Origin of the sequence: Paenibacillus sp. 11B (assembly GCF_030487755.1) — a bacterium.
In the GTDB taxonomy this organism is placed as follows: Bacteria; Bacillota; Bacilli; order Paenibacillales; family Paenibacillaceae; genus Paenibacillus; species Paenibacillus vandeheii.
The window spans coordinates 1322056-1344942 of the sequence record NZ_JAUKNS010000001.1; the positions used below are offsets into that span (position 1 = coordinate 1322056).

Annotated in this window: 22 protein-coding genes; 2 read left to right on the forward strand and 20 right to left on the reverse strand. The window is 47.7% G+C overall.

The features are described 5' to 3' along the window. Positions 1–157 precede the first annotated feature (157 nt). On the reverse strand, positions 158–1534 hold the full coding sequence (locus Q0V21_RS05865) for a class I SAM-dependent rRNA methyltransferase (RefSeq protein WP_079349661.1): 1377 nt from the start codon (positions 1532–1534) through the stop codon (positions 158–160). A 611-nt stretch (positions 1535–2145) separates the two neighbouring features. On the opposite strand from Q0V21_RS05865, the gene Q0V21_RS05870 reads away from it, so the two are divergent. Then, complete coding sequence (locus Q0V21_RS05870; protein WP_079349662.1) at positions 2146–3147, forward strand: Na/Pi cotransporter family protein; 1002 nt, start codon at positions 2146–2148, stop codon at positions 3145–3147. Between the two features lie 56 nt (positions 3148–3203). Here the strand turns inward: Q0V21_RS05870 and Q0V21_RS05875 are convergent, their stop codons facing one another. The 18 genes from Q0V21_RS05875 to gpr all read right to left on the reverse strand — a co-directional run bounded on the left by Q0V21_RS05875 (position 3204) and on the right by gpr (position 21085). After that, a complete protein-coding gene (locus Q0V21_RS05875) occupies positions 3204–3638 on the reverse strand; it encodes an NUDIX hydrolase (RefSeq protein ID WP_079349663.1) in 435 nt (144 codons plus the stop codon). Between the two features lie 110 nt (positions 3639–3748). Beyond that, positions 3749–5095 carry a tRNA (N(6)-L-threonylcarbamoyladenosine(37)-C(2))-methylthiotransferase MtaB gene (mtaB, locus tag Q0V21_RS05880; RefSeq protein ID WP_301878039.1) on the reverse strand — a complete coding sequence of 449 codons (1347 nt, stop codon included), beginning with the start codon at positions 5093–5095 and terminating at the stop codon, positions 3749–3751. Between the two features lie 2 nt (positions 5096–5097). Continuing rightward, positions 5098–5862 carry a 16S rRNA (uracil(1498)-N(3))-methyltransferase gene (locus Q0V21_RS05885; protein WP_024628488.1) on the reverse strand — a complete coding sequence of 255 codons (765 nt, stop codon included), beginning with the start codon at positions 5860–5862 and terminating at the stop codon, positions 5098–5100. Positions 5863–5999: 137 nt separating this feature from the next. After that, complete coding sequence (locus Q0V21_RS05890) at positions 6000–6677, reverse strand: site-2 protease family protein (RefSeq protein ID WP_024628489.1); 678 nt, start codon at positions 6675–6677, stop codon at positions 6000–6002. A 3-nt stretch (positions 6678–6680) separates the two neighbouring features. Beyond that, positions 6681–7646 (reverse strand): 50S ribosomal protein L11 methyltransferase, encoded by a 966-nt coding sequence (gene prmA, locus Q0V21_RS05895; protein ID WP_301878040.1) that lies wholly within the window; start codon positions 7644–7646, stop codon positions 6681–6683. 163 nt (positions 7647–7809) lie between these two features. After that, the gene (locus Q0V21_RS05900; protein ID WP_301878041.1) at positions 7810–8202 is read right to left on the reverse strand and encodes a hypothetical protein; all 393 of its coding nucleotides are present in this window, start codon (positions 8200–8202) and stop codon (positions 7810–7812) included. After that, complete coding sequence (locus tag Q0V21_RS05905) at positions 8195–8374, reverse strand: YfhD family protein (RefSeq protein WP_079349667.1); 180 nt, start codon at positions 8372–8374, stop codon at positions 8195–8197. Before Q0V21_RS05905 ends, Q0V21_RS05900 begins: the two co-directional genes overlap by 8 nt. Positions 8375–8644: 270 nt before the next feature. Beyond that, entirely contained in the window at positions 8645–9013 is a 369-nt protein-coding gene (locus Q0V21_RS05910) for a hypothetical protein (protein WP_063567301.1), read from the reverse strand. 149 nt (positions 9014–9162) lie between these two features. After that, the gene (gene dnaJ / locus Q0V21_RS05915; RefSeq protein WP_024628494.1) at positions 9163–10284 is read right to left on the reverse strand and encodes a molecular chaperone DnaJ; all 1122 of its coding nucleotides are present in this window, start codon (positions 10282–10284) and stop codon (positions 9163–9165) included. 129 nt (positions 10285–10413) lie between these two features. Continuing rightward, positions 10414–12258 (reverse strand): molecular chaperone DnaK, encoded by a 1845-nt coding sequence (gene dnaK, locus Q0V21_RS05920; RefSeq protein ID WP_079349668.1) that lies wholly within the window; start codon positions 12256–12258, stop codon positions 10414–10416. Between the two features lie 156 nt (positions 12259–12414). Next, positions 12415–12984, reverse strand: a complete 570-nt coding sequence (grpE, locus tag Q0V21_RS05925) for a nucleotide exchange factor GrpE (protein ID WP_301878043.1) — start codon at positions 12982–12984, stop codon at positions 12415–12417. Positions 12985–13023: 39 nt separating this feature from the next. Then, positions 13024–14055, reverse strand: a complete 1032-nt coding sequence (hrcA, locus tag Q0V21_RS05930; protein WP_062328691.1) for a heat-inducible transcriptional repressor HrcA — start codon at positions 14053–14055, stop codon at positions 13024–13026. A 254-nt stretch (positions 14056–14309) separates the two neighbouring features. Beyond that, on the reverse strand, positions 14310–14780 hold the full coding sequence (locus tag Q0V21_RS05935) for an N-acetyltransferase (protein WP_094937945.1): 471 nt from the start codon (positions 14778–14780) through the stop codon (positions 14310–14312). Between the two features lie 116 nt (positions 14781–14896). Beyond that, the gene (gene hemW, locus Q0V21_RS05940; RefSeq protein ID WP_024628499.1) at positions 14897–16081 is read right to left on the reverse strand and encodes a radical SAM family heme chaperone HemW; all 1185 of its coding nucleotides are present in this window, start codon (positions 16079–16081) and stop codon (positions 14897–14899) included. Between the two features lie 181 nt (positions 16082–16262). Next, positions 16263–18077, reverse strand: coding sequence for a translation elongation factor 4 (lepA, locus tag Q0V21_RS05945; RefSeq protein ID WP_301878044.1), 1815 nt, complete (start codon positions 18075–18077; stop codon positions 16263–16265). A 146-nt stretch (positions 18078–18223) separates the two neighbouring features. Next, positions 18224–18583: a hypothetical protein gene (locus tag Q0V21_RS05950; RefSeq protein ID WP_024628501.1), complete on the reverse strand. Its 360-nt coding sequence runs from the start codon at positions 18581–18583 to the stop codon at positions 18224–18226. A gap of 45 nt (positions 18584–18628) precedes the next feature. After that, positions 18629–19924: a stage II sporulation protein P gene (locus Q0V21_RS05955; RefSeq protein WP_301878045.1), complete on the reverse strand. Its 1296-nt coding sequence runs from the start codon at positions 19922–19924 to the stop codon at positions 18629–18631. A gap of 159 nt (positions 19925–20083) precedes the next feature. Continuing rightward, entirely contained in the window at positions 20084–21085 is a 1002-nt protein-coding gene (gpr, locus tag Q0V21_RS05960; RefSeq protein ID WP_079349674.1) for a GPR endopeptidase, read from the reverse strand. Between the two features lie 175 nt (positions 21086–21260). On the opposite strand from gpr, the gene rpsT reads away from it, so the two are divergent. Further along, a complete protein-coding gene (gene rpsT / locus Q0V21_RS05965; protein WP_024628504.1) occupies positions 21261–21533 on the forward strand; it encodes a 30S ribosomal protein S20 in 273 nt (90 codons plus the stop codon). Positions 21534–21698: 165 nt separating this feature from the next. Here the strand turns inward: rpsT and holA are convergent, their stop codons facing one another. Continuing rightward, positions 21699–22715: a DNA polymerase III subunit delta gene (gene holA, locus Q0V21_RS05970; RefSeq protein ID WP_301878046.1), complete on the reverse strand. Its 1017-nt coding sequence runs from the start codon at positions 22713–22715 to the stop codon at positions 21699–21701. Between the last annotated feature and the right edge of the window lie 172 nt (positions 22716–22887).

Sequence of the window (22887 nt, forward strand, 5' to 3'; positions counted from 1 at the left end):
TTCCCAGTATAACATATTTGACTTGGTTCGGAACATACGTTTGCCACTATCCGGCAATTCTAGAGATCATCTGTGCAGCATAGCAAAAAGCCCGCAGCTTATCCAAACTGTGGGCTTTTGCTTAAATGTATGTCCGATTTAGATTGAAATCGCTCAATTAATTCTTTTTGCTGCGTACTTCGAAGATGGCAAATTTCAGATAGTGACCTTCGTCTACACCCAAAATTTGGGGATGATCCTTACCGGCTGCTTTCCAGTCGATCAGACGCAGCACTTTGCCTGCGTCTTCGGCTGCATCTGCTATCGTTTCCAGAAAGAGATCCGGACGCATATGGTAAGAACAGCTTGCTGTTACCAGATACCCGCCCTCATTCACCAGCTTCATTCCTTGCAGATTGATGTCCTTATATCCACGGCATGCGCCTTTGACTGCTGATTTCGTTTTGGCAAACGCTGGCGGATCCAGGATGACCACATCAAATGTTTTACCACCGGCTGCAAGCGCTTTGGAAGTATCCACTTTCTGTTCACCAGCACGCGCACGTACATTACGATCATCCAGTCCTTTGACCTGCTCACGCAAGTATTGGAACGCATCCGCAACGACAAATTCGACCCGGTCAGTGAAACCGTTCAGCTCTACGTTGGTTCGTGCACTTTCAATCGCATGCTCTGAGATATCAAGGCATGTTACTTTTTTGGCTCCATATTTGCAGGCGTTCAATGTGAAGCTGCCTGTGTGAGAGAAACATTCCAGCACAGTGGCTCCGTCCCAATAAGGGAACGTCACAACCTTGCCGCTTTTATTGACAGGAAGTAACTGCTGCGTACCATCCTGCTCGGTCTGTTGGAGCGTAATGCCACTCTTGTAACCCCAGCCCTTCATAAGCGGTTCGATGGCTGCACGATTCTCGCGCTGGTCGAAGAAGTACCCTGTTTTCTGACCCTCCACGATATCTACCTTAATGAGCAAGCCGTTTTCCGTTACCGTGACATGACGCGGGCAATCCCCATACAGTGGCCCTTTCGTCTGCTCCAAGCCTTCCAGTTCACGAATAGACACATCACTGCGTTCATAGATGCCTTCCGGCTGCATCACTTCAATTAGAGCTTGTACGATCGCTTCGCGGCAACGGTCCATGCCCAATGTGAGCAATTGAACAACAAGGATGCTGCCAAAACGGTCAACGATTAGTCCTGGCAGAAAATCAGCTTCGCCATAAACGAGACGGTATGCCTCACCATCCTGGATAAAACGCTCCCGGTGGCGCAAGCAATCGCGGAAACGCGCTGCAAAAAACGCAGTATCCATTTGTTCAAACTCCAGAGGTTGATAGGCCACGACTCGAACTGTGATTTGAGATGCAGGATTATAGTACCCCGTCGCGAGATAGCGACCTTGATGATTTAATACGTTGACCAGATCTCCCGGCTCGGGGTTTCCTTCAACAGAGGCGATTTCATTGTTATATATCCATGGATGTGCATGTTCAAGCCGCTTTTTGCGACTGCGTTCCAGTGTAACTGATGGCAAGATAGATCCACTTCTTTCATAGTTAGTTAAAAAGATAGGCTTGGTGCAAAGGAGACCGCTTCGGGGATGGATTGGACTTTCGATCGCTGTTGTCTCCAGATTTTTCTGATTCCCTTACTCCACAGGGAAAATCCGGAGACAAAGGCGAACGCTTCGCTTCTACAGTTCCAATTCCATCCCCTCCGCTCCGTTGCAGAATCTCCGTATCTTTCGAATAGGGGTGCGGTAATTTAGGTGATCGCTTCGGGGATGGGTCGGACTTTCGATCGCTGTTGCATTGTACAGATGAATCTCAAATTTCACACTTACCACTACGATGACAGAACAACCTTCCGATCGCTGTTATCCCCAGATTTTTTTGATTCCTTTTCTCCAAAGGGAAAATCCGGGGATAAAGGCGAGCGCTTCGCTTCTTCAGTTCCAATTCCATCCCCTCCGTTGCAGAATCTCCGTATCTTTCGAATAGGGGTGCGGTAATTTGGGCGACCGTTAAGATAACTTATTGGTCTTTCAAATGCTATTGTCTCCAGAATTCCGTTAGCCTGTCATGGTTGTCCTTGCTTTCTCATAGGATGAGATAAGGACATGCACGGAAGGAATGATGTTAACTCATGTTCAGAGATGTTGTGCTGCCCCTATTATATGGGCTTCTTATCTTTTTGGGTGGGATGAAGCTGATGGAAACAGCCTTGCAACGGATGGCCGGGCCGATGCTGGCTGGTTTTCTGGGCCGGGCCACCTCTGCACCCTGGAAAGGCATGGCTTTCAGTGCAGGCGCTACAGCCCTGCTGCAAAGCAGTACGGCTGTCACGGTGCTAACCATTGGACTGGCAAACGCCAGATTGATTACCTATGGACGCACACTTGGCATTATTCTTGGAACGAACATCGGAACGTGCCTGACCACCGAGCTGGTCGGACTGCAGATCGGACGAGTCTCCCTGCCTCTGCTTGCCCTGTCCCTGACAGGCTGGGCCGTCTTTGTTGTGCTTGGTGAACGAAATCAGTTGGCTCCTGAGCGCACACGCCGGACGCTGTTTACCATGCAATACAGCTTTCTTGCGTCCGCCGGATTTGCCCTCGTCATGACAGGCATTCAAGTGATGCAATCCATTGCAATACCGCTGCGGAGTATGGGCGTATTCCAGTGGTTCCTGGACCGCTCAGCAGACAGCTTGTGGTGGGGCTTTCTGGCAGGTGCCTGTCTGACGGCGCTCATTCATAGCAGCGCAGCCGTTATCAGCATGGCCATTACGCTTGCAGCCACAGGAGTACTGCCTGTGGAGATCGGCATTGCCATTGTGATCGGGTCGAACGTGGGGACCTGTATCACCGCCGTGATTGCTGCCGCTGGCGGAGCATCCGCAGGCAAATTTGTCGCAGCCTCCCATGTTGTATTAAACATAGCGGGGGCGCTGCTGTTTATGCCGCTGATCGGCCAGCTGCATGCAGCTTCGGCCTGGCTGTCAGCGGATAACGGGGCACAGATTGCGCATGCCCAGACCCTTTTTAACGTCACCAGTTCACTGCTTGCCTTGCCGTTCTGTTACTTGCCGATTTGGCACAAAAAACCACCGGTCTCCACCCCAGTGGCGAAGTCACCCGTGGCCTGATGTTTAGAACTCTCTCGACAATCAGCAGCGATACATCCTCACTCAAAAGAAAACCGCTATACGGTAATGCCTAATTTGTTCAGCGCCACACGTAAAATGTCATCGTTATTATCGTATCCGCTATGCTGCTGTCTCGACCAAGCTTCTTCCGGAGTGTACCAATCCACACCTTTGATTTCTTCAATCTGAGGCTGCAGATCGCCGCTTTCCGCTTCAACGAGATAATAATGAACTTCCTTGTCCACTGAACCAAAATCAGCATGCTGATACGTATAGGCGATGATATCGACGGGTTCTATAATGCGGCCAACCATGCCCGTCTCTTCCAGAATCTCACGAAGCGCGGTCTGTTCCACCGTTTCTCCGTCTTCCATCTTGCCCTTGGCGAGAGTTGTTTTGCCGTAGCGATCTACAATCAGTTGAATTTGAAGCTTTCCGTCTTCTCCCGTGCGGTAGACGACTCCGCCTGCCGAAATTTCTTTTCTGTTCATGCTGCTCTCCCCCATTTCGGAATTGTCTTCATCTTTTTTGGAAAAAGAAGGACCTCATCTCCACGGGTACGCTCCCCAAGGAAATGAAATCCTTGTTTCTGACGCCTCGATTACATCGCTGCGGACTTGAGATTTTCCTCCAACACACGAACCAGCGTAGCCTGGCTTTCATTCACACCCGCCTCGGTCACTTTGACACGGCACACTTTGCCAACCATATCCATGGAACCATCAAAGACCAGCTGAATGTAGTTGTCACTGTAGCCATGCAGTTTACCACTGCCCTCACGGCCCTTGGCTTCACCTTCAGGAATGACATCCAGTACCTTCCCCACAAACTGCTTGGCGTATGCCAGTTGCATTTGCTCAGACAGATCAATCAGTTCATGCACGCGTGCATTTTTGACTTCCTCATCCACCTGATCCTCCATACGTGCTGCTGGCGTTCCAGTCCGCTTGGAATATGGGAATACGTGCATTTCGGAAAAACCGATTTTCTTCATCAGATTATAGCCGTTAAGGAACATCTCATCCGTCTCACCCGGGAACCCAACAATAACGTCAGTTGTAATCGCTACATCCGGCATCGCTTCCCGAATGCGAAGCATTTTATTGTAAAACTCTTCGGTCGTATATTTACGGCGCATGCGTTTCAGTACGATATCATCGCCCGCTTGCAGCGGAATGTGGAAGTGACGTACAAGTTTGTCTGAACGTTTGATCACATCCAGCATCCGATCGTCAATCTGGCTCGCTTCAATCGAGCTGATTCGAATACGCTCCAGGCCTTCCACTTTGTCCAAATCCCATAACAGATCCGTCAGATCATAGTTCTCCATGTCATCGCCGTATCCACCGGTATGAATGCCTGTCAGGACAATTTCCTTGTATCCGGCGTGTACGAGTTGATGAGCCTGTTGGATAATGCTGTTTGCTTCCCGGCTGCGGGACAGTCCACGCGACCACGGAATAATGCAGAATGTGCAGAAGTTATTGCAGCCATCCTGAATTTTCAGGAAAGCACGGGTACGATCAGCAAAATCCGGTACATCCATCTCTTCAAATACCCGCGTTTTCATAATGTTGCGTACCGCGTTGACAGGCTGACGTGATTCCTGAATTTCTTTGACATATGGCAAGATTTTGTCCCGATCCTGTGTACCGATGACAAGATCCACCCCAGGGATGTCCAGAATTTCTGCCGGAGAAGTTTGCGCATAACAGCCTGTAACGGCTACAATCGCATCCGGGTTGCGCCGAATGGCACGACGGATAATCTGGCGGCTCTTTTTGTCGCCGGTATTGGTTACTGTACAAGTATTAATCAAGTATACATCCGCTGTCTGTTCGTCAAAGTCTACCTGATCGTATCCTTCGTTTTTGAACAATTGCCAAATCGCCTCTGTATCATAAAAATTAACTTTGCAGCCTAAGGTGTAAAACGCCACGGATGGCATAATTACATTCCCCCCATTTCTCCGGATTCATATAAGACACAAGTTAGCGCCGCCATTCCGGCCGTCTCGGCCCGCAAGATGCGTTTGCCCAGTCCAACGGATACAGCACCCGCCTGATCGGCTTCCATCGTTTCTTTCTCGGAAAATCCGCCCTCAGGTCCAACAACAATCAACACTTCAGCACTCGCACCAGGTGCAAGCTGCTCTACAAACGGCTTCAATGCGTCTCTTAACTGCTTGCCGTTTTCCTTTTCATAACAATAACATACCAGACTGTAGCCCTCAAAAGAAGATAGCAGCCCTTTCCAGGAAAGTGGCTGCTCGACGGATGGAATGCGGTTCCGATGGCTCTGTTCAGCGGCTTCCTTGGCGATTTTCCGCCACCGCTCCAACCGTTTGCCTTCTTTCTTGGCATCATATTGTACAATGGTACGCTCAGACAGGAAAGGAACAAAGGAAACTGCTCCGATTTCTGTACATCTTTGGATGACCGTCTCCATCTTATCGCCTTTGGGCAAGCTTTGAGCCACAGTTACACGTATACGCGCTTCATGGTCCATTTCGAGAGGTTCCACAATATTCGCTGTTACTTGCTGAGCCTCGATGCTTTCAATCTCCACCAAAGCTTCTTTGGAGTTTCCATCACTGACAATCAGTTTATCTCCAGGTTTACCACGCATCACTTTGCCGATATGGCGCGCATCATCACCCGTGATGACCACGGAATGTTCATTAAACTGTTCTGCAGATACAAAATAACGCTGCATAAGTCTGTCCACCCATTCTATCCTGTTATGACTGGAATTCACCCCGCTAAAGGCAGGCGTGAATCCAATCGCCACAGATGATCATACAACTTTTATGTGCTTCTGACCAGTATTTCAGTCCCATACACTATACGTTTCTAACGATATAAACCGATGATTAACCTTGCCAGATCTACATACATATTCTGGGCAAATTGATATAAAGGTTGAATCGTCGCATTTTGCAATGGAGGAATGACAAGGATCAAAAGGAAAATAAATATGGACCATTGCTCTACCCCTTGCAGCTTCCGGCTGATCGAAGGCGGCAGAATATCCTCCAGAATTCGATATCCGTCCAATGGAGGCAACGGAATCAGGTTAAAGAGAAACAGGAAAAAGTTCGTTAGGTTAAATATGGAGAAAAACATGGAAATTGCTGTAAGCAAACGCTCATTTTCAATGCTACCCAGTGCTCCCGAACCAACCAACGAAGCATAGATGATCGTACCGATGATCGCCAGCAGCAAATTGCTTACAGGCCCAGCAACGGATACTATGACGCCCATTAGTCTTGGTTTGTCAAAATTGGCCCGATTGACCGGAACCGGACGGGCCCAACCGAAACCGGCAATAACGAGCAGCAGTACACCGAACAAGTCAAAGTGTACGACCGGATTCAGTGTGACCCGACCTAGAAGCTTAGCCGTCGGATCACCAAATTTGTTGGCAAAATACGCATGAGAGAATTCATGCACGGTAAAAGCAATCAGGATGGTCAGCAGGAAAAACGGCAGTTGATCCAGCGGATAACGAAAGAACGAGTTCAAATCCATCGGTTACCTCTTTCTGGCCACAAACGCGATCCAGTCCTCATCGCGGTGCACCGAACTGATTTCGAAGCCGGAAGCAACGAGCGCATCATGGACAATCTGTTCTTTATTTTTCCAGATGCCTGAAGTAATATAAACGCCGCCTGACTCAAGTGCATTGTAGACATCATCCACAAACATCATAATAACCTCGGCCAAAATATTGGCAACGATAACTTTCACCGGAAGCTTCACGCCCAGCGCAGGGTCCTGACTACCCAGAACCGACAGTAGATCACTTTCTTTAACGGTAATTTGTTGTTCCAACCCATTCAGTTCCACATTTTCCTTGGCACTGATTACGGCAACAGGATCGAGGTCCAGCGCCAATACATGTTTTGCACCAAGGTGGATCGCTCCGATGGCCAAAATGCCAGAGCCTGTGCCTACGTCAATGACTTCCTCACCACCCTGAATGACCGATTCCAGTGTGCGCAGACATAGCGAAGTGGTTGGATGCGTTCCCGTACCAAATGCCATGCCTGGATCAAGCTCAATTATTTTCTCATTCGGGCTTTCCGGTGTATACTCTTCCCATGTTGGTTTAATGGTCAGACGTTCCGAGACACGTACCGGTTTGAAGTATTGTTTCCAGGCATTCGCCCAGTCATTTTCATCCACTGTTCGAGTCTCAAAACGTACCTCACCCGTTTGGATATCGAATTCGGAAAGCTGTTCAATTCGTGGACTTACTTCCAGTTGCAATGCCTCCATGTCCGTACCTTCGGAGAAATATCCTTTAATGACGGCAAAGCCTTCAGGAATATCATTCAAAGGAAACTCGTACAACTCGCCATACGTCGTATCCCGTTTTTTATTTAAAGTACCGGACTCTTCAATCGAGACCCCTCCAGCACCCGCTTCATGTAAAAAATTCGAAATCATCTCCACAGCTTCTTCTGTGGTATGTATTGTTAGTTCATGCCATAACATACTTCGTTTTTCCTCCTCATTTTTCAAACATCCCCACCATTGTACTACACAAGCGAGCAGGAGTACAAAACCGCAGCAGTAAAAGAAACAACAAAAACAGGATACCCGCAGCCTTCACTGCTCGAATACCCTGTTTTAATTCTGACATGACTTGATTAACTTGTTAATAAAAGCGTCCACCGTTCTGCATAATCATCTCTGCAGCTTGCGGGAGAGAGTCACTGGATACGGATACGGTCAGCAAGATTTCTTGCTTGGACCTGCCTTCAGAGCCAGCTTCCGTATCGTCATACACCTGTCCACCCGACAACAACTCGGTCTCATCGCTAATGAGCGAAAGTACATTCAGCTCACCACTGAATCCCCCAATCACAGCCATGGTCGAGTTATCGTTGCCCTCAGGCGCTCCTGAATTCATTGAAGACGACGAGCCATTCAGACTCTCGATACTCAGTTGGTTCGGGTGCAGCAATTCCAGCGCTCTGCGTGCAGATTCAGCCTCGGACCAGCTCGTAAATACCGCTTCGATAATTACTACAGAGCGATCTTCAGTCATGAATCTCCCGACCCTGACGACGATCGGCTGCTTCACTGCGGCGCAAAGCCTCTACATCTTCATGATCCGCAGCTTCCGCACTGAATTCTACATCCTCATTTTTGGCGGACTGCATTCGTTTCATCTTTTCCGTTTTCGTCAAAATCTTGCCTGGACGTTCATGTTCTGCCATCGTTATGCTCCTCCTTCAAATTAGGTATCTATATAAAATGAACTAATACTTGTTACACTGTACCACTCCGATTGTAGTACCATCCTCCGATCGCTGTTATCCCCAGATTTCTTCATCTCCCTTCTTAAAGGGAGAAATCCGGTGATAGCATATGCTTCCGAAGTAGCTTTCTTACGAAAGCTTTCAGGCGAACGCTTCGCTTCTTCAGATTGGTTCTACACCCTCCGTTAAAGTGTAATTCTCTGTCCATCTTATATAGATTTGGTGAAACTAAATCATACCGCCGGCTTGTTCGATAATGGATAGGGCGCGGTGATGTACGGCCTCATCTACGACGACGGTCAGCAATACATCTCTGCCTGTCGGACCCTCTTGTCCGCCATCGCTCATACCACTCGCAGAAGGATCTGCTGCAGCCATAATTCCCGCGCTGGCATTCGTGCCTAGAGCACCTGGTACCCAGGAAGAAAAACTGCCTGATACACCTGGCGTATAGGATGCTCCACTTGGCCCAACGCCCGCATAACGACTGAATCGATTGATGGACAGGTCTTCCACTCGTAATGCCTCCAGTTTTTTGGCCGCCCCTTCCGCCTGCTCCGGGCTATGAAAATAAGCCAAAATATTTTTCTCGGTCATCTGGTTCACCTGCTTCCCTAGATTCGGCACACAGCAAACCACTGAATGCTCATGTCTGGTATCTTTCCGCAACCGGGCCTATATTATGCAAAAAAGGACACCTTGCGGAAAAAACCGCTGTGGTGTCCTTTTATATTAATGATTAAGACTCAGTCTCCACGGAAGGCCCGTTTCACCCGGTCAAAGAAGGATTGCTCATGCTCATGAGTTTGTTCTCCATCCAGCGCAGCGATTTGGCGTAGCAGATCTTTCTGCTCGTCATTCAGCTTGCTAGGCGTAACTACAACGACTTTCACATGCTGATCCCCTTGTCCCATGCCGCGCAAGCGTGGTACGCCTTTGCCTTTGAGACGGAAATACGTTCCCGTTTGTGTACCGGCAGGTACTTTCAGCTTCACTTTCTCGGACAGCGTTGGAATTTCAATCTCATCTCCCAGTGCTGCCTGAGCAAAGGTGAGTGGAATTTCGCAATAGATATCATCGCCTTCACGCTCGAAGAAGTCATGTGATTTCACACGGATGACAATATACAGATCTCCTGCTGGTCCACCGCGCAGACCACCTTCTCCTTCACCAGTCATACGCAATTGAGCGCCGTCATCTACACCCGCTGGAATGCGAACATGAATTTTGCGTTGTTTGCGTACTTTACCGCTGCCGCTGCACGTTGTACATTTTTCCTTAATAATTTGTCCGGAACCGTTACAGTTCGAACAAGCGCGACGGTTGACCATACGGCCAAACGGTGTATTTTGGACTACTTCCTGTTGACCGCTACCTTGGCAGACGGAACAGGTTTCCGGTTTGGTGCCTGGTTTTGCACCTGAACCATGACAAGTATCACAGCCTTCGGTGCGTGGAATGGTAATATCGGTTTCCTTACCGAATACCGCTTCCTTGAACTCAATCGTCATGGTGTATTGCAGATCGTTCCCCCGTTGCGGAGCATTCGGATCACGTCGTCCACCGCCGCCGCCAAAGAACATATCGAAGATGTCGCCAAAGCCGCCGCCGCCAAAATCGCCACCGCCGCCGAAGCCGCCCTGATTCGGATCAATATGACCGTATTGGTCATACTGTGCCCGTTTCTGGCCGTCACTGACTACATCATAAGCTTCTTTAACTTCCTTAAACTTGGCTTCCGCGTCAGCAGCCTTGTTTACGTCAGGGTGATACTGACGGGCAAGCTTGCGGTATGCCTTTTTGATATCCTCGTCGCTGGCATTTTTGCTGACGCCGAGTACCTCATAATAATCACGTTTTTCAGCCACTCTTCCACCCCCATATCATTCACCATATCGCACATCGTGACAAAAGGAAAGCCAAAGCACGGGAGCCCCGGCTATGACTTTCCCCTCGATCCGAACGTCACCGATGATTAATTCACCAAAAAACGTGAATTAGTTTTGTTTTTTATCTTCATCCACAACTTCGTAATCAGCGTCTACGACGTTGTCACGTTTTGCAGAACCTTGTTGCTCTTCAGCGCCTTGAGCTGCTTGCTCTTGAGCTTGTGCTTGCTCATACAGTTTTACGGACAGTTGTTGAACGATCTCTGTCAGTTCTTCTGTAGCAGCTTTGATGTCTTCCAGATTGTCGGAAGCCAGAACGCCTTGCAGTTTTTCTTTTGCAGCATTCGCTTTTTCAACTTCACCAGCATCTGCTTTTTCGCCAAGATCTTTGATCGTTTTGTCAACAGAGTAGATCAGTTGATCTGCGCTGTTTTTCGCTTCAACGAGTTCTTTGCGTTTTTTGTCTTCTTCTGCATGCAACTCAGCATCTTTCATCATTTGTTCAACTTCAGCATCGCTCAGACCGCTGGAAGAAGTGATGGTGATTTTTTGAGTTTTGTTTGTACCTTTGTCTGTTGCAGATACGTTAACGATACCATTGGCATCAATATCGAAGCTAACTTCGATTTGCGGAACGCCACGTGGAGCTGGTGGAATGTCTCCCAGCATGAAGCGACCGAGGGATTTGTTACCCGCTGCCATTTCGCGCTCCCCTTGCAGAACGTGAATCTCAACGCTCGGTTGGTTGTCTGCGTAAGTGGAGAACACTTGGGATTTGCTTGTAGGGATCGTTGTGTTACGCTCGATCATCTTAGTGAATACGCCACCCGCAGTTTCAATACCCAGGGACAATGGAGTTACGTCAAGCAATACAACGTCTTTCACGTCACCTGTCAGTACGCCCGCTTGTACAGCAGCACCCAAAGCTACAACTTCATCCGGGTTAACGCCTTTATGAGGCTCTTTACCTGTCAGTTTTTTGATTGCTTCCTGTACTGCAGGAATACGTGTGGAGCCACCAACCAATACGATTTTGTCGATATCATTAGCTGTCATTCCAGCATCGCTCAGTGCACGACGAGTTGGTTCAAGCGTACGCTCAACCAGACCAGCAGAGATTTCTTCGAATTTCGCACGGCTCAGGTTCAACTCCAAATGTTGAGGAACGCCATCAGCTACCGTGATGAACGGCAGGGAAATCGTTGTAGTCAATACGCCGGAAAGTTCTTTTTTCGCTTTTTCCGCTGCATCTTTCAAACGTTGAACCGCTGCTTTATCTTTGCTCAAGTCAATGCCTTGATCTTTTTTGAATTCACTTACGAGATAATCAATGATTACTTGGTCAAAGTCATCGCCACCCAGTTGGTTATCACCGCTGGTCGCTTTAACTTCGAAGAAGCCGTCACCCAGTTCAAGGATGGATACGTCGAACGTACCGCCACCCAAGTCATATACGAGAATCGTTTGGTCTTCGGATTTCTCCATACCGTATGCCAAAGCTGCTGCTGTTGGCTCGTTGACGATACGCAGAACTTCCAGACCTGCGATTTTACCTGCATCTTTGGTTGCTTGACGCTGGCTGTCATTGAAGTAAGCTGGTACCGTGATAACCGCTTGAGTTACGGTTTGACCCAGATATGCTTCAGCATCGGATTTCAGTTTTTGCAGGATGATTGCAGAGATCTCTTGTGGAGAGTAATCTTTGCTATCGATTGTTTCTTTGTGGGATGTACCCATATGACGTTTGATCGAGATAATTGTACGATCCGGATTTGTGATTGCTTGACGTTTAGCCGTTTCACCGACAACGCGTTCTCCATCTTTTTTGAAACCCACTACGGATGGGGTTGTACGTGCGCCTTCCGGATTTGGAATAACGACAGCCTCGCCGCCTTCCATAACCGCTACGCATGAGTTTGTTGTTCCTAAGTCAATACCGATTACTTTGCTCATCGGAAAATTTCCTCCCTCGACAATTTAAATGGATCAGATTGATCCTTATTTGTATTTGTTGTTCCTAATCGTGCTCTATGTGTGTACTGACCTTTATATTAAACTTCGGTGGCATCGTACAATCAAGAGTGAACTCAATTCATTCTGTAACAGAAATTATGAGCTAACTTTAACCATAGCCGGACGAAGTACTTTATCCTTCAGCATATAGCCTTTTTGGACTTCCTCAACAACGGTACCTTCTTCATACTCGTCGCTCTCCACGGACATGATTGCTTGGTGGAATTCGGGATTAAACGGTTGTCCTACCGTATCCATTGACGTCAGACCTTCATTGCTCAGTACTGTCTCCAGCTGACGGAAGATCATTTCGATGCCTTTGGAGAAGGACTCGACTTCAGTACCTTCCGGTACAGTAGCCATGGCACGCTCGAAGTTATCAATGACCGGCACCAGTTCGGTAACCAGCTTCATCGAAGCGTATTTCGCCAGTTCTTCTTTTTCCTTTTGTGTACGACGACGGAAGTTATCAAAATCAGCTTGCGCACGAACAAAACGTTGTTGTTGTTCCTCAGCTTCCGCCTTCAAATGTGCGATCTCATCTTGCTCCTGATCTGTCATCTCTTCCGCCTGTGCTTCTGCAGCTCCGGCTTCGTTGACAGGCTCCTGCTCAGCTGCTGTAGTTGCTTCCTGTTCTTCTGCTGCGAATGATTGCTCCTCTTTCAAGATGTTCACCTCCTTATAAGAATGAAATGATTCATTCCCTTATTTGAAGCGATGTGTTAGCATTGCCGTCAAATCACGGGATAATGTATTTAAAATATGAATGACACGTGCGTAATCCATTCGCGTAGGTCCCAATATTCCGATGGAGCCCAAAGCCTCTCCATCCAATGAATAGGATGCCGTTATCAGGCTGCAATTGGCGAAGGCTTCATGATCATTCTCGGTGCCTATTCGCACCTGAATACCAGATCCACCCTGCACGGGCATCATCAATTTCATGAGTGTTGGTGTTTCATCTAGCAAGTCCAGAATATCTTTTACTTTTTCGATATCCTTAAACTCTGGCTGGGTCAACATATTGGTGGCACCGCTAAGGAACAGACGATTGTCATGCTCGTTGTCAAAGGCGCTGTTCAGCACCTGCATGACTTCCTCATAACGTGTAATATGCCGTTCCATCTCTTGCCCAAGCTCGGTGTAGAGACGAGACTTTAATTTGTAAATCGGCACGCCGACCAGCTTGCTGTTTAATAAACGAACTACATTTTCCATCTCCGCTACCGAAATTTCGGGTGGAATCTGAACGGTCTTGTTCTCCACCTGACCCGTGTTCGTTACGATTATGGCCACAGCCTCGCTTTCATTAAGCGGAAGCAGTTGAAAATGACGAAGTGACGTGTGAAAAACTTCCGGTCCGAGCAGGATCGAAGTATAGTTCGTCATATGAGACAAAATGACCGAGGCATGCTGAATCACTTGTTCCATCACGTTCAGCTTTTCCGCAAAGAATGACTTTAGATCGTCCAGCTCTTGCGGCTCCACCTGATTCCACGGAACCAAATGATCGACATAATATCGATAGCCTTTGTGCGAAGGAATGCGTCCAGCAGAGGTATGCGGTTGTTCCAGAAACCCCATATCTTCAAGGTCCGCCATTTCATTACGGATCGTCGCCGGACTGTATCCAACATCTCCCCTTTTGGAAATGCTCCGGGACCCTACGGGCTCAGCTGAACGGATATAGTCATCCACTATAGCGTTCAGAATCATTCGTTGACGCTCTGTTAACATGGTGAGTATTCCCTCCTTCTGACTGCACTGTCCCATGTCGTTAGCACTCCAGCTAGATGAGTGCTAAGCGGTAATACAAAAATACCAAAATGACGTGAACATTGTCAAGTCAGTTTGATGAGTACGCTCATCTATTTATAGTATAGACCAATGTCTCCAAGACATAACCACTTTACTGTACATCTCATGAATTAAAAAGAACCGCAGGTGAGATAGAGTGTTACTCGGCTCAATCCATACGGTTCATTCGTTTATCAGGCTGAAATGTTCAACTCTTTCAATACGGCAATCTCATCACAGCAATCCTGTTTGCTGCAATGAACACAGTCCGTCCATACTTTTTCCGGGAAAATCTCCTTATCCACCACGGCAAAACCGTTTTTGAGAAAAAAAGATACTTCATATGTCAACGCCATGACCTTGGGAATCTGTTGTTTCTCCGCTTCCTCTACCAGCCGATCCAGCAGCAGTGAACCAATACCCATGCCTTTGTGACCTTCGGAGATGCCGAGCGATCTGACTTCAACCAGATCATTGCCCAAACGGCAGAGAGATCCACAGCCCACAACCTCACCATTCACTTCAGCCACGACAAAGTGATCCAGCTGCCGTTGCAGTACTTCCCGTGAACGCGGAAGCATGATCCCACGCTCTGCATAGCCCTTAATCATTTCAAATAATGGTTCAACATCTTCCGGTACGGCTTTTCTGCATATGGCCGACATCCAGCTCTCCTCCTATAGAAGCTTTCCAGAGGAAAGCCGACTTCGTAGTTGTATAAATTACACGCTCTGTAAAATCAATATGAATAAATATACAACAGAGCGTATAGAATTTCAAGCTACGAATTCAGCGATATGGACCCGATAAACTCAGCAAAAACATCATTTCCGAACAGGATGCCCTGTTCACTAAGCCGGAAGCCGTCTGGCGTCTTCTCCAGCAGTCCTGCATTCAACATTTTGCCCAAAGGCTTAGCAAACACTTCCTCCATAGGCTCGCCGAACTGATCGCTAAACCGTGAGGAGGAAGCACCCTCCAGCATTCTCAACCCAACCATCAGGTAATCTTCCATGGCCTCGGCACGGCTGATTTCAAAATGATCGAGACGCGGCAGGCCTCCTTTGGAAGCTTCAACATACGGGTTTATACCTTTTATATTCATATGGCGTTCGCGGCCTACATATCCATGTGCACCTGCACCCAGACCGTAATAGTCTTCATTGCGCCAGTACGTGATATTGTGACGGCTCTCGAAGCCGGGTTTGGCAAAGTTACTGATCTCGTATTGTCCGTAACCTGCTTCTTTCATACGCTTCATTAATAGAAGATACATTTGCAACTCGTCATCTTCATGAGGAAGCGGCAGCTGGTTCTTCTGATATAACGTATGGAAAAGAGTATTCTCCTCCACCTTCAGGCTGTATATGGAGTAATGCGGCAGATCCAGTTCCAGCGCTTTGTCGATACTTTCGTTCAGCATCTCGACAGTCTGGTTTGGCAAACCAAACATCAGGTCAATGGACAAGTTATGCAATCCAGCTGCTCGGGCATTTTCCAAACTGCGGTATACATCATCTGTATTATGAATCCGGCCAATGCCTGTCAGCAGGTCATTTTGAAAAGCCTGTACCCCAAAGCTGACGCGGTTCACTCCGCCTTCTTTCATAACTGCGAGCTTCTCTGCATCGGTCGTGCCCGGGTTAGCTTCCATTGAAAACTCGATATCGTCTGCCCAGTTCGGGAAATAGGTTTTAACGGACTTCAGGAATACGGCCATTTCGTCCGGTTTTAGTGCAGTCGGCGTGCCGCCGCCTACAAATATGGTTTTGATTTCTCCCGGCGGATTCGCTTTAACTGTATGTTCCATCTCCCGTTCCAGCGCTTCAAGATACTGCATAACAGGCTGGTCCTTCAATACATAGGAGTTAAAATCGCAGTAGAAACATTTATTTGTGCAAAAGGGAATGTGAAGATACACCGCTTGGGGTGCACCTGTCTTCCGGCTGTGTGCTGCCAATGTCATGGCAAGTCCCCCTCTATTTGAAAAAAGGAAAGCCATCCGGCTTCCCTTTCAGCTTGGTTTATTGGTTATTCTGTAATCTAATTTGAATACACACATTCTGTATTGTACCCGCGTTTGTAACCAAACGTCTTACAATTCAATTTTGATACACACATTCTGTGTTGTACCCAAAATTGAATTATTAATCATCAATTTTCAGCACCGCCATGAACGCTTCCTGCGGCACCTCTACGTTACCGACCTGCTTCATCCGCTTCTTACCTTCCTTCTGCTTCTCAAGCAGTTTCCGTTTCCGCGAGATGTCACCGCCATAACACTTGGCAAGTACGTTTTTGCGCATTGCTTTTACCGTTTCACGAGCTACAACCTTGGTACCTACAGATGCCTGGATCGGCACCTCGAACATCTGCCGTGGAATCAGCTCGCGCAGCTTCTCACAGACAATGCGTCCGCGGTTATAGGCACGGTCACGGTGAACGATGAAGGACAGAGCATCAACCTGTTCGCCATTAAGTACAATATCCATTTTCGCCAGATTGGACTGACGGTAACCGGACAGTTCATAATCCAGGGATGCATATCCTTTGGTACCGGATTTCAACTGGTCGAAGAAGTCATATACAATCTCGGACAACGGAATCTCATAGGTAATGGTAACCCGCGTGGTGTCCAGATATTCCATATTCACATATTCACCGCGTTTATTCTGACACAGCTCCATAATAGTACCTACATAATCATTCGGTACGATAATATCTGCCTTGACGTATGGTTCCTCGACGTAATCAATCCGTCCCACCTCAGGATAGTTGGATGGGTTGTCGATTCTCATCACTTCACCATTCGTTAAGGTTACATGATAGATTACACTTGGTGCAGTTGTGATCAACGGAATGTTAAACTCCCGCTCGATCCGCTCCTGGATAACGTCCATGTGAAGCAGTCCAAGAAATCCACAACGGAATCCAAAACCGAGTGCACTGGATGTTTCCGGTTCAAAGCTCAGAGACGCATCGTTCAACTGCAATTTCTCAAGTGCTTCACGCAGGTCAACATAGTCCGATGTTTCAATCGGATAGAGACCGCAGTATACCATTGGATTAATTTTGCGGTAGCCCGCCAGCGGTTCAAGCGTTGGATTTTTGGCGTCTGTTACCGTATCCCCGACTTGTGTATCGCCTACATGCCGGATACCTGCAACGATAAATCCAACGTCCCCGACGTTCAGCTCGTCCACGATGGTCATGCGAGGTTTGAACGCTCCAACTTCAATCACTTCAAACGATTTACCTGTTGCCATCATTTTGATTTTGGAACCCGATTTGATCATGCCATCGATCACACGCACATAGACGATTACACCTTTGTAAGGGTCATAGTGCGAGTCAAAAATCAGCGCTTTCAAAGGCTCGTCAGGATCACCTTGAGGTGCCGGTACACTCTGTACAACTTGCTCCAGAATCTCTTTAATTCCGATTCCTGCTTTGGCCGAAGCCAGAACTGCATTGCTTGTATCCAAGCCAATGACATCTTCCACTTCCTGTTTCACCCGTTCAGGATCAGCACTTGGAAGGTCAATTTTGTTGATAACCGGTAAAATTTCAAGGTTGTTATCCAATGCCAGATACACGTTGGCAAGTGTTTGGGCTTCAATTCCCTGAGCCGCATCCACAACCAGCAGAGCACCTTCACATGCAGCAAGACTACGTGAGACTTCATACGTGAAGTCTACGTGTCCCGGTGTATCAATCAGATTCAATAAATACTCTTCACCGTCATCTGCTTTGTAAGTCAGTGCTACTGCTTGTAGCTTGATCGTTATTCCACGTTCGCGTTCAAGGTCCATCTTATCCAGAACTTGTTCCTGCATTTCACGTGAAGTGAGCGCACCTGTGTACTCCAAGATCCGGTCCGCAAGTGTTGATTTGCCGTGATCTATATGTGCAATAATAGAAAAGTTACGAATTTTACGTTGTCTTGCCCGAATGTCAGTCATTCCTTACCCCCAGAAACAGCCTAGTGTCAATCACTTCATTATAACAGTTGATGCAGGGTGCATCAATCCCGCGTTGTCTCAACTTTATAATATGCGTCATATTCGCAAGCTCCCAAGGGTTTATTTTGCCTGTATTTCAACGTCTTTTATTCAGCGACTCCGCTAAATAAGGATACAACCCACTTCATTCCGTTATGAGACAGATTTTGAAGAAGTCCTGCCGTTTTGTCGGCAAGCACGTCCACGGGTGCTTTACTCTGTTCTGCGCCAAGCACCTGACTCGGTGTCGGAACAGGTACAGCTGGAGGTTCTTTGACCTCCTGTTGTACAGGCTCGGTCGGAACAGATTCGGCAGACGGTGACACCGGCTGAGTTTTCACAACTGCAGGGTTGCCGGCCGAATCATCGCCTCTATTAAAGTTGCTGCCTGCCAGCTGCATTCCAAACAGAACACCCAGCAACATTAATACACAGATGGAAAACAATCTTTTACCGAATCTGGACACATTCCTCGCCTCCTGTTATATCTTTGATTCTTCTATTTAAGAATACTAGCCGCCTTGAGATGTTTTTTCCGCACTCGCTTTGTCCACCTTCTGATCATCCCAGTACACCTCTGCAATCATGTCGGCGAGCACTTTGGATGTCCGCTCCAGTTCAGCAGCTGTATTGTCGATGCCGCCAATCTCAATCAATATGCTGTTGGGTGAAAGCGTCTGGTTGTACTCGCCATTGTTGGCTCCGCCACCGTCCTTACCCCACACGCCGCGAGATACCCCTGGATATTTGGCTTCCAGCTTTTTATGGATTTTCGCTGCAAAGGCTTCATTCTGCTGCCAGTTTGGATTTTCATGTCCAATAATAAAATATACTTTGGCATAGCCCAGATTATTAATGGTCGTCGTTGTTTTGTTATGACGCTGTGAGTCACGGTGAATGTCGATGAGGTACGTAAGATCGTCATTTTGAGCAAGTGCAGCTTTCACGGTCTGTCGGGAGTATTTATAGGAATAATTCCAGTTATAATCCTTAACCTTGGTCGGGTAATCTTCCTGCGCGTGTTCCACGCCAATGCCCAGCTTCTCCAGACTGTCGGACAAGTAGGTTCCCACTTGAAAAACATTGCCCGTAGATTTACCAGAGGAAGGATTGTCACTTTTCGTGCCCAAAAGTGGGTTGTATCCTTCACGTGGGTGGGAATGATAGACAAGGACCGCTTTTTTCCCTGTCGTTGGTGTACTAGGTTCATTCTTCCCGCCACTCTGCGGTGGTGGATCTCCCTTGACTTCGCCATCCCCCGGTTCCTGGGGATTGGATGGATCGGTATTATCCTGACCCGGCGGAACATGCTGCTCGCCACCTGACTTTCCACCGCCTGCGGAGGCGGTATCAATGAGTCCCGGACCCGGCTGATAATCTTCTGGGGCTTCAGCCTTGGCGTTACCTGACCCTGGTCGAAGCAGTACAGGTTGATTGGAACCCATGCCTGGCATTTCCCTAGCAATCAGGCTTTTGGGATCCTGGGGGTTCACATTCGTTAGCAGTTGAAATACAAACGAAGTGAGATTTTCACCAGAAAATGCAGAAGCTTGTTCCTTTTGAGTTAGATGCGGCATCTCCATGCCGAGCATGTCCACAAAAAAGCTGCTTGATACAGCTCCCGCAAATCCTTTCATAGAAGAGACTGGCGAGTTATTCAAACGCTTCTCTGCCATACCTCCCAGACCGAGGACTACAAAAAACAAAGCCGATATAATCATAAGCAACAACAACGTACGGCCCATGGCCAGCACGTGCAAACATCTTTTTTTCCATTTACCAATATTCCATGCCAATATTTTGTTCATTGCTTCTGTCTCCTTCCCTGCTGGACAACGCTTATACTTCAACTCTATGAGCCTGCCAGATTTGATAGAACAGGAAAAAGAAGATTGCACAAAAAAGAAAGTCCGATAGATTCGGACCTTCTTCTCAGGAGCCTCAAACATTTAACTTACAAATTTCAATTAATGAGTGTAGGCAGCTACATTCTCAGCATTTACCGCATCATGGAGAGCTGCGTTCAGACCTGTTGCAATAATATTGGCAATATCTTCGACAAATTCGTCGATTTCCTTGGGGGTTACAATCAGATCATGACCCAGCGGCTCCAATACTTCTTTTACTAAACTGAGGCGGTCATTTTCACCGATATCGTCCAGCATGCCCATGATCTGTTTCGTCTGATCGGTCTCTTGTCTAAAATGAGTACGCATCATTTCAATGACGTTATTCACGATAGTGGACGCATAACATACGGTAGGCACACCGATGGCGATGCAGGGAACACCCAATATTTCACGTGTCAATCCACGTCGCTTGTTGCCAATGCCCGAGCCAGGATGGATGCCGATGTCTGCGACCTGAATCGTTGTATTGACACGTTCCAGGGAGCGTGAGGCCAGTGCATCAATCGCAATAATTGCATCCGGCTTCGTCCGGTCCACAATCGCTTGCACGATGTCACTGGATTCAATACCTGTTGTGCCCAATACGCCCGGCGCAATAGCACTGACTTCACGATAACCGGGTGCAACCTGATCCGGTACCAGTTCAAAATACTGGCGCGTAACCATTAAATTCTCCACAACCAGCGGACCCAGTGAATCGGGTGTGACGTTCAGGTTGCCCAAACCGACAATCAGCACCTTGGAGGTCTTGTTGATGCCTGCCTTTGCCAAAAAATCTTCCATCTCTCGCGTAAATTCTGCAGCCACCCGTTCCTGAAGATCGGTATCCCCATTACGAAGCGAAGGGACCTCCAATGTGACGTAGTGCCCCTTCACACGTCCAATGGCTGTAGCAGCTGCTTCATCCAGCACGTCAATACGCGTGATAGTGATACCATCTTTCTTTTCCACATCTTCCCGTAGCCCGGGAATCGTCTGCTTCTGCCCACCCTGCGCCATTTCCTTGGAGTCAATCGCCAAGTCGGTGCGAACTGCATAATTTTGCAAATCCAGTGTCATCTGTCCCTGCCTCCCTTACCGCATTTGAGCATATTGTGTGGGAAAATGGTGTGCTTTATGCAGCACTATCGAACATCATAGGAAAATCTGTTGCAATTTGCATGCCAGCATGCTAGAATATTTTAAGTTGTGAAACGTTTGTATTCATGCAAATGCCTTACAGGAGGTGAATGTAATGCCAAACATCAAATCCGCTGTTAAACGCGTAAAAACGAGCGACAAGCGCCGCGCACTCAACGCTTCCCAGAAATCTGCACTCCGTACAGCTGTTAAAGCTGCTGATGCTGCTCTGGTAAGTAACGAAGTTGATACTGCAAAAGCTGCGATTCAAGCTGCTTCCAAAAAGCTGGACAAGGCTGTAACTAAAGGTCTGGTTCATAAAAATGCTGCAGCCCGCAAAAAGTCTCGCTTGGCGAAAAAACTGAACGCTCTTTCCGCACAAGCGTAAGAAGCGTTACTTATACGATCTAATGGAAAAATCCTGAACAGCAAGAGCTTTCAGGATTTTTTAGTATCTGATTCTATAAGCTTCCCACATACAGAGCGGCCTCTATTCGGATGATCATACGATCAACGGAATAGAGGCCGCTTTGTCTTACCGTTATATCTATGTTTATGCACCAAGCCTTAACAAGAACAACTCCAATCCCAACACTTTATCCACTGCCCCTGTCTTCATCTGATAATCCAGTTCACTGAGATGACTCAAAATCAGCCTTAAACGTTCCGCCTGAAATTTACGTGCCTGCTCGCCGGCGATCTTCACAGCGTACGGATGCAGACCAAGCTGGCTGGCAATCTGCTGTTGAGAGTAACTCTGCTGACCTAACTCTTTCACCTGGATCATGATTCGGAATTGACGGGCGATCAACGCTGCAATTTTGATTGGTTCTTCACGCTGCTTCAGAAGCTCATAAAAAAGGCCCAAAGCCTTCTCCAGCCTCAAGTTAGCAAGCTCTTCCACCATTGCGAATACATTCTGCTCCGTACTTCGTGCCACCAGTGATTCGATATCTGCGCGTTTGATCGTGCCTCCGTTACCAGCGAACAAACACAACTTGTCCACTTCCGCAGATAACGTCTGCAGGCCTGTTCCTGCATAACTCACAAGCGTTTCAGCCGCTCCAGCTTCAAAAGAAACATCCCGTTGCTTCGCCAGCTTTATAATCCAACTCAGCAGCTCCTCACCGCTCAGCGGAGCAAATGCAAGGACAACCGCTTGTTTCTTGGCTGCCTTCACCAGTTTTTTACGTTCATCCAGCTTATCCCCTTGTGCCAGGAAAACTATAGTACTATAATCTGCCGGATTGTCCATATATGTAAGCAGTCTGTCAACCTGGTGATCAATTTTAGAATCCTTGCCCGCTGTAAACAAATTGGCATCGCGAACAATGATAAGTTTACGTGGAACAAGAAAAGGAACCGTCTCCGCTTCTTCAATGACCACCTCCACAGCTGTTTCGGAGAGATCATATGGAATGATTGCAAAATCACGGTGTTCTTCTTCAATAACCTGTTCTTTTAACATATCCGTAAATTGCTGTATCTGGTATTTCTCCGTTCCGTACAGCACATATACCGGAGCCGTTTCCCCACTACGTATTGCCTTTGTCGCACTCTTTACATCCATCACGGTGCCCCCTTATCCTCTTATCCTACCAGAAAACGTGACAGACAACAAAGGGACCTTACATCCGCTTAACGGATGAAGGCCCCCTGTCCTACATCTATATAAACGCTAACACCAACAATTCTAGAAAAGGCTGGTATAGCGGTCATACGACGTCAGTTGTTGTAACTGA